General features: G+C 46.3%; 8 protein-coding genes. All 8 read right to left on the bottom strand.

Translation table 11 applies throughout. The features are described 5' to 3' along the window. Positions 1 to 10 precede the first annotated feature (10 nt). The 8 genes from AC534G_RS07190 to AC534G_RS07155 all read right to left on the bottom strand — a co-directional run bounded on the left by AC534G_RS07190 (position 11) and on the right by AC534G_RS07155 (position 7,873). A complete protein-coding gene (locus tag AC534G_RS07190; protein ID WP_051594533.1) occupies positions 11 to 1,252 on the bottom strand; it encodes an HlyD family type I secretion periplasmic adaptor subunit in 1,242 nt (413 codons plus the stop codon). 23 nt (positions 1,253 to 1,275) lie between these two features. Continuing rightward, positions 1,276 to 2,616 (bottom strand): TolC family protein, encoded by a 1,341-nt coding sequence (locus AC534G_RS07185; RefSeq protein ID WP_162620716.1) that lies wholly within the window; start codon positions 2,614 to 2,616, stop codon positions 1,276 to 1,278. Then, entirely contained in the window at positions 2,609 to 4,060 is a 1,452-nt protein-coding gene (locus AC534G_RS07180; RefSeq protein WP_069324489.1) for a MotA/TolQ/ExbB proton channel family protein, read from the bottom strand. The genes AC534G_RS07185 and AC534G_RS07180 overlap by 8 nt, the downstream gene beginning before the upstream one ends. A gap of 6 nt (positions 4,061 to 4,066) precedes the next feature. Continuing rightward, complete coding sequence (locus AC534G_RS07175) at positions 4,067 to 4,960, bottom strand: hypothetical protein (RefSeq protein WP_199981207.1); 894 nt, start codon at positions 4,958 to 4,960, stop codon at positions 4,067 to 4,069. Between the two features lie 423 nt (positions 4,961 to 5,383). Then, complete coding sequence (yfeX, locus tag AC534G_RS07170; protein ID WP_110497230.1) at positions 5,384 to 6,283, bottom strand: porphyrinogen peroxidase; 900 nt, start codon at positions 6,281 to 6,283, stop codon at positions 5,384 to 5,386. Positions 6,284 to 6,376: 93 nt separating this feature from the next. Beyond that, the gene (locus AC534G_RS07165) at positions 6,377 to 6,952 is read right to left on the bottom strand and encodes an RpoE-regulated lipoprotein (protein ID WP_038642508.1); all 576 of its coding nucleotides are present in this window, start codon (positions 6,950 to 6,952) and stop codon (positions 6,377 to 6,379) included. Positions 6,953 to 7,011: 59 nt separating this feature from the next. Beyond that, complete coding sequence (locus tag AC534G_RS07160) at positions 7,012 to 7,461, bottom strand: DUF2919 domain-containing protein (protein WP_038642510.1); 450 nt, start codon at positions 7,459 to 7,461, stop codon at positions 7,012 to 7,014. Continuing rightward, on the bottom strand, positions 7,448 to 7,873 hold the full coding sequence (locus tag AC534G_RS07155) for a GNAT family acetyltransferase (RefSeq protein WP_006683546.1): 426 nt from the start codon (positions 7,871 to 7,873) through the stop codon (positions 7,448 to 7,450). Before AC534G_RS07155 ends, AC534G_RS07160 begins: the two co-directional genes overlap by 14 nt. Positions 7,874 to 8,043 lie beyond the last annotated feature (170 nt).

Raw genomic sequence — 8,043 nt, 5'->3', positions numbered from 1 at the left:
TCACCCTGAATTAATGAGTTGATTTACTGTCAGTGATGACCGGCTCACTGAAAACTTGTTGAAGGCCACGCAGCAATGGCGAGGCAAGGTATTTTAATATGCTGTGGTTACCTGTAATAATGAAAGCATCTACCGTCATCCCAGGTTTGATAACATCACGTTCTTTTGTACCGATAGTGAACTCTACGATAGCTTTGTAATACCTCACCGTATTTCCATTAACCGTATCTTCGTAGGAGTCAGGACTGATTTGCTCTACTACACCGGTATAAGGTTTTGAGCCCGAGAGAATAAATGAGAGAATTTTCACGTTAACCGAACCACCAACATAAATTTGATCGCGATCTTTAGGCTGAATTTTTACTTCCGCGAGCATTTTGGTTGACATTGGTTTAATCTCAAACAGCGAGTCAGCAGCCTGTATCACACCGCCTTTGGTGAAGGCATTTTTGTTAATTTGATAAATCACGCCATCAATGGGCGATCGGACGCGAGATTCTTTCATCTGCTTTTGTAATACACTCATGGCAGAGTCATTAAGCGCAGCTTCATGTTGAGCATCGACCAGGTTTTTCGACAAAGTATTACGAAAAGTAAAGATATCATCATTAATTTCGCTATGGATCACCTTTATCTCTTCTGATTTCGCTACTACCTGGCTTTCAAGATCGATAAGCTCAGACTTGAGACGCTCTACTGCCTGTTTTTTTGCCAACAGAGTGGTATAAGAACTGATACCCTTTTTAACCAAAGGAGAAAGAAGATTAACCTCTTCCTGAACAAGCATTAGCTCGCTGTTCTTGCTGATTTTAGAAATACCTAAACGCTCAATTTCGGAATTGAGGCTGTTGATTTTATTATCCTTCGTTTTGGTCTGGCTAATTAACAATTGTATATTACCAATCAAATCCTGATTCGTGATATTGCTAATATCAAAGAGAGTATAATCTTGCCTCCAGGCCAAAATAGACATCATTTCTTTGATATATAAGGCAAGATAGCGGTGCTGAGCTTGGGTACGTTCGTTTTCTTTCTGAATATCAAAGTTTGATGTTTCGGCAAGGACCTGGCCTTTGGTAACAAAATCCCCTTCCGCGACATGAATCGCATCAATCGTTCCACCTTTAGAGAGAGAAACGACCTGAGTATTATCCTTGGTGATAATGACACCGCTGCCATGTACGACCGAATTTATCTTTATCAGGCTAAAAAGTAGGAGTATGACGAGGGTCATCACGACGATGACCATCATCAGATGGTCACACTGTTTCCTGTTCATTGCGACATAGAACCGCTTTTAGGCTGTATCTGGCCAGGTTCCAGATACAGTTCATGTAACAGATCGGCGAGTTGAGCCATCTGTTCAAGCTTCGCCTGATAGATAGAGAATTGTGACTCAATCATTGTCAGGTTAGCTTGATAATGTTCATTCCTGCTGGAAATAAAGTCGAGTAGCGATTTTTGACCTAATTTGAACTCCTCTTTATAGAGTTCAATGAGTTTCCCGGCATTTTCATAGGAGCGTTTAGATATTGCTAATGAATCTTTTCCCGTCATATATTTAGAGACAGAAGCATCAACACTATTGCGAGTTTTAAAAATAAAATCATCAAGACCCAGTTTTGCCTGGGTATATTTTGCGCTAAATTTGGCAACTTCAGATTGGTTCTTAAAGCCATTAAAAATGTTAAAGCCTACTTTAACGCCAACCTGGAGTTCATCCTCATAATCATCCTGCTGCGCATCTTTGGAAGGATTATTGTCCGTGTAGTGGGCGTTGAAATCTACAACCGGATAATTAGCTGATTTTGCCGCCGAATATTCAGCATTTGCTGCAGATATCGCCTTCGTCAAAGAAAGATACGTCGGATTATCCTGCATGATTTTTTTATAAACGGCATCTTTATCAGTATTAAAAAGGTATTTATTGAAAAAATCAGGCAGCTTACCCAGGTTTTCAGCGGTGACATTGTCTCCCGTAAGATTACGCAGCATCATTAACTGCGTATCCAGTTGCGCGCGGAAATTCAACTCCTGAGTGCTTAAAGAGTCGATAGATACCTGAACTTTACGAATATCCGATTGCATTGCTGCGCCTGCGGCGATGAGTTCGGAAAAATCATTCAGCATCTGCTTGTAAAAGATTTTCTCGTCATCGATCACCGCAAGTATCTGCCGGGTTTTTTCCACTGACAAATAGGCATCGGCCGTTTTTTGTGCGGTTGTAAGCAACTCTTGTTGGAAATCGTACTTACTGGCCTCTTCCTGCTGCTCAGACTTAGAAATATTGCTGCTTCTGACGCCAAAATCCGCAATACGGTAAGCGAGGGTTAATTTATTCTCTACGTTCTGCTCATTATCATGTTCGTCCGTTTTTTTATGGATGGCTTCTGACGAAACGTCCAACGTCGGATAGAGAGAAGCTTTGCTCATGTTTGTCTCCTGGTGACGCATTTCGGTCTCCCAGGAGGCAATGGCCACAGAAGGTTGCGTGTTTAACGCATCCACAATTAACGTCCGCAGCGGCAACGTATGGTCTCCCGTTTCTGCATGAGCGCAGATGGTCAACGGCAGCGAACTCCCGAGGATAAGCAAAGCGATGACGGATTTATTCATGGCTTTTTTTCTCCTTAAGGACATTAATTTCTTTTTGCAGATTGCGGTGCATTCCGGCAATTTGTCCAAGCAAGGGTTCAAACGTCTGTGACTGGCTATCCAGCGTGGCGACGGTTTCATGGTGGCGATCGAGGTTGACGCGTTCGGCGGTTTCTACAGCGTTGGAGATGCCATCCAGAAGTGAAGCCTGCTCGCTAAAGTGGCGCTCAGCAACGGTATGTAGTTCCCCCACGTTTGCATCAAGATGTCCAATACCATCATTGACCTCCAGGACGGCATGATGGGTCTGCGCTTGCGAGGCCAGTAGTTCGTCCAACGTACCGCGCTGAGATTCAACCGTAGACATCAGTTGTAACTGACTGGTCTGCAGCAAAGATTGACTTTCGGTTAGCGCTGCAAGGTGTGTTTCCTGGTTGACCAGAGCTTGCGTAGATGCGCCGATCTCTTTCTCAATCCCGAGTAAAGCGGAATGATTCGACGTGATGCCCTGGTCTATATGCTGTAACTGTTCAACCTGTCGATGAACCGCGGCAATAAGGGCATCATTAAACATCTCCGTTTTGCTGGCCCCCTCTACAGTGCAGTTAAGAAGTGAATTCAGCATGTTGTTGCTGGTGTCAAATGCGTTAGTCAGGCGTTCCTGAAAGCCAAACATGCCCGCTTTGAACTCTTTGATCACATCGTCAAGATCGGTTATCAGACGCAGGGTTTTCGTTTTTCCGAGCGCAGAATTTTTACTGCGCTCATGACATTCTCTAACGAAATCAAGGCGCGCATTGCGTAAATCGATGGCTAAACGGGTGAACTCCCCACGCAGGAAAGAACACATCACATTAAGTAAAATAGCGCTCACTACCCCATAGATTGATGAAACGAATGCGGTATTCATTCCTTTCAGTGGTTCAGCAAGCGAGGAGACCACACTGACGATAATCCCTAAGGTATCCGCCTCGTTACCGCCGGTGATTTGCGATTTTTCCAGTAATGTGATGACCGAGGCAATCGTCATTGATAAACCCGCGAAGGTACCCAACAGGCCAATCATGGTAGACAGGTTTGCGCAGGTCATAACCCCTGCCAGACTCTGGTTCTGCTTACGATTCACGCTGTTATCCATGCTTTCGTACAGCGTGGCAACAGTATCATCATCAAGGCCATGACTTGCTGAGAAAACAATCTTGTTGGCATCACCAAGCAAATAAGAGTGTTTCTGCGCGTTCTTATTACGTAATACGCTTACACACTTACTTATTTCAATAAATGAGAAAATAACAATAAATGTACCGGTCAGATACATAATAATAATGATGGAACTGTAGAATGCCGCGACATGCCATGTTTCAAAAACATAGGCGCGTAAGCCGGGAATACACAGCAAAATAACAGGCAGAAATGCGAACACTAATGCAATAATAAATGCATGATACCGCTTTAAGTTATTCATTATTTATCATTCACTCTTGGTAATGACGGCACTATTCGTCAACGTTGTTGCATCATTAACGACTGAGATAGAAACTTCCGTGTTAGGATATTTGCTTTTGACGACCTTTAGCAGGATCACACCGCGCTCGTAGGCCAGACGCATCGCATCTGAAATAGCGATGGAGGGACTGACATAGGCATAAACCACAATGCTGACCGGTTTATCTGTGCCAAACCATTTAGCCATCTCATCAATGATTTCTTGCGGATAGCCTTGCTCCATTGATTTGAAATGAACAATGAACTGATTGCCCTGAGTCTCCCAGGATGGGTTCGCTTTCGAGGTATCGAATTGACCGGAAGTTTGCCCTTTAATCGAGGTGGCCGTTTGGTTGTCGGCCAGTCTAATCACGTCACTTTTTTTATCTTCACGGCCCGCTTGCTCTGACTCGTCTGCAGGAGATGCTGCTGAAGCGGCAGTAGAATCAGAGGCGGTGGTGAAATCTGCACCGGTAGCAGCGCCAGCATCAGTTGAAGTTGAAGTTGAAGTTGAAGTTGAAGTTGAAGTTGAAGTTGAAGTTGAAGCAGAAGAAGCGGCCAACATATCAGCCTCAGCATCCTGGCTACGATTTTTATTATCGCCTGCCGCAGTTGCTTCAACTGGCTGTGTTTGATCGACCGTACGGGTTTGATTGGGTGTTGTGCTGACAGCACCACTGCTGGCTCCGCTACCACTTACCGAGGAGGCTACTGGCTGAACAGTTTGTTCAGCCAGTAAAGGGGCTTCATAACGTTTTTTAGAGCTTTCATACATGATTAACATACTGTTAAGTACGAAAACTAACATCAGAAATATAAAAATACATAAAACCGTTGAAAATGCATCAACGAATGTTGGCCATGGGTTACTCTCTTCCATAAAAGCACCATATAAAATAAATTAATCATTCCTCAGCGGACATTATATTCATCAAAAAAAAGAAAAAATACTCACTCATTGTGTTTTAAGAAAAAACCAATACAACAAACAATATAAATAAATTCATTTTCATTCACCAAAATAATATCAGTCACAAAAACAACACTCCCCCCTGAGCGAAGCCTTTAGTTTATCCGTTTGAATTCTAAATAATATAAAACATGCCGCACGCTTGCTTTTTAGATGAAAGAAAATTCATTCATGTAAAAGCAATTCCAAGAATCATTGATATTATTTATGTAAGAAAACGCAGTTTATGGGGTGTAAAAAAAACGGCTCCTTATTACAGAAGCCGTTGTGGTATCACCGTTTTAATCTGTTCAGCATTGCCCGCGGGCAATGCTGCTTAATAATAGTGCGACATTACAGTGCCACCAGTCGGTCCAGCGACGGAGCAAAGTAATAGCCGCCGGTTACCGGCTTGGTGAAACGCAGCATGGCGTCACGCTTACCGTCAGTGTCACCGAACATGCTTAGCAGTTGCTGCTCAATATTATGCAGACGTGCGCAGTAAGCGCAGAAATAGAGACCGTGCGTGCCGCTGGCCGTGCCGTATGGCAGACTCTGGCGCACAATTTTCAGCCCTTTACCATCTTCTTTGAGATCGACGCGGCTCAGGTGAGAGGTAACCGGACGGTCATCACCGTCGATCTCTTCGTTGGCTTCCTTGGTACGACCAATCATCATTTCCTGGTCGTGAATGCTCATGCGGTTAAGCTGCTGCAGGTTATGTTCCCAACGCTGCACAAACACATAGCTGCCGCCAGCATCCACGCCATCTTTGATCACCGCGACTTCACGGCGCGTTTCTTCACCAGCCGGGTTTTCCGTACCGTCAACAAAGCCGCTGAGATCGCGTTCTTCAACCCAACGGAAACCGTGGATCTCTTCTTTAACGTCAATGCAGTCACCAAATGCTTCCATTGCCGCCTGCGCGACGGAGAAATTCACGTCATGACGCAGAGAGAGTATATGGATCAGCACATCATACTGGGTGGCCGGCGCCAGGCCTTTACCGTAAGGGATAAAGTCTTTTAACTCTTCCGCCCCAACGCCGCCGCTTAATGCACGCCAGGTGTTGTTGCCGAAAGCCACAACCGCGCCCAAATGCGCATCCGGGAACTTCGCTTCAAAGGTCGCCAGTTTATCGGCAAAGATTTTGCTGGCCGCACGCAGGGCCTCAACGTCGCCTTTAACATTGGCTTCAATCCAAATCGCCGCACGGCAATGTTCTGGCAAAATGCCACTCTGAACCTGAGACATTGTTCCTCCTGAAAAAAAGATGCCACGACCTCGTGGCATTGATTGGCGCTATTCTACCTGTTTTTTTAGCAAGTCGATTTGTTCAGACGCAAATTAACGCCGCCAGATGATTTTGCTGACTTTCCACGTTTTCAGCGTATCGTCCGATGGCATTAAGCCCTCAGGCCCGCTCCATTCGCCGGAAAAAATATAGCTAATATGCTGACTTCCTTCAGCTTTACATTCAATGTTCGCGCTGTCATCGCCGGTTGCTTTCTGGCAATTACCAAAGGCTTTGGTGTAAAGGTCGCTAAACGGTGTACCGATTTCGACACCCGCGTCTGATGAAATATCGCTGTCCAGGACATCAATACGGCTGATGGTTCCCTGACTGCCATTGATGACCATTGCCAGCTTGTCATCTTTCATCGCTTCATAGAAGCGCACCACATTACCGTCATCAGTCTTCATCCCGCTGCGCAGGCGGTAATCACCGTCCAGGGCATCAGCAATAGCTTTTTCATCCAGCGGCGTAGCGCCAGTTAACGCGCCGACGCCCTGCTCAGTGACCTGCGTTGAAGAACCGAACCAGTTCCACGGATTGGCGGCAGACCAGTTCACCGACGACAGCGTGGAACATCCGGTCAATAGCAGCGGCATCGCGCATAAAGTCAAACGCAGTGATTTCATTTCACTTCCTTCCTTATTTATCAACGTTGCTTGGAGTCCGGTTTCGCCAAAAAGTGCCGTTATTCTTTCTCAAGGGAAAAACAGGCGCGCAGACGTTGATTGGTTAACAGCCAGACCAGCGCGACGATATCCGCAACCAGCAGCGCCAGTCCGATGCCGTTGACAGGATCGCCTGCCAGCCACATCGCCGGTTGCCAGCAAAGCAGCACCAGTTGCGCGAGAATCAGCAATCCGCGCAGCCAGCGCCACAAAACAGGAAACGCAAAACGCCGCCCGCTGAGTAAAAAAGCCACCACCGCGGGAACGCCGGGGAGCAACCCCAGCCAGAACGCGTTATGGTCGGGATAAAACAGATTCAGTAGCGTATTGCCCTGCTCCCGGGAAGAGCCGGCAATCACAAACAGTACCCAGGTGCGTGCCTGCAGCAGCAATACGCACCAGAACAGAAAAGGCAGGCGCAGACGCCCGTGACCGTCATAGTCGGCGGGGTGAAATTCAGTACTCTTCATCTTCGATCAAGCGCTTACCGAGATTGAGTACATCCGCATGTTCATAGCCCAGGCGTTCATACATCCCCAACACCAGATCATTATCCTCACGCACCATGATTTGAATCTTCGGACACCCGCGGGCGATGAGTTTTTTCTCCAGTCGGTTAAGCAGCGCATTGGCGATGCCGCGACCGCGAAACTCAGGATGCACGCCCAGGTAATAGGCCGAGCCGCGATGACCGTCGTATCCGCCCATCACTGTACCGACTACCTCGCCGTTCACTTCAGCGACCAGGAACAAGCTGACGTCATGATTTACTTTACGCTCAATGTCCATTTCCGGGTCATTCCATGGACGCAGTAAATCACAGCGCTCCCAGAGGGTGATCACCTCTTCGAAATCTTCCTGGCGAAAAACGCGTATTTCCATGGTATTGGTTACCTTTTCAGGACGTTAAAAAGCGATTATGGCGCGAACGGCTGATTTAGCCAATATCTGACGCGAAGCGGCGGAAAAAATGGCATAATACGGAATTGTCACGTATTGAAATGAAAAGTAAAACAATTCTTATCCCGATCCGTCGCAACGGACTACGCGAT

Source organism: Citrobacter sp. CRE-46, from assembly GCF_059615875.1.
Note: the sequence above shows the minus strand (reverse complement) of the source record. Positions and strands in the feature narration are given on the sequence as shown.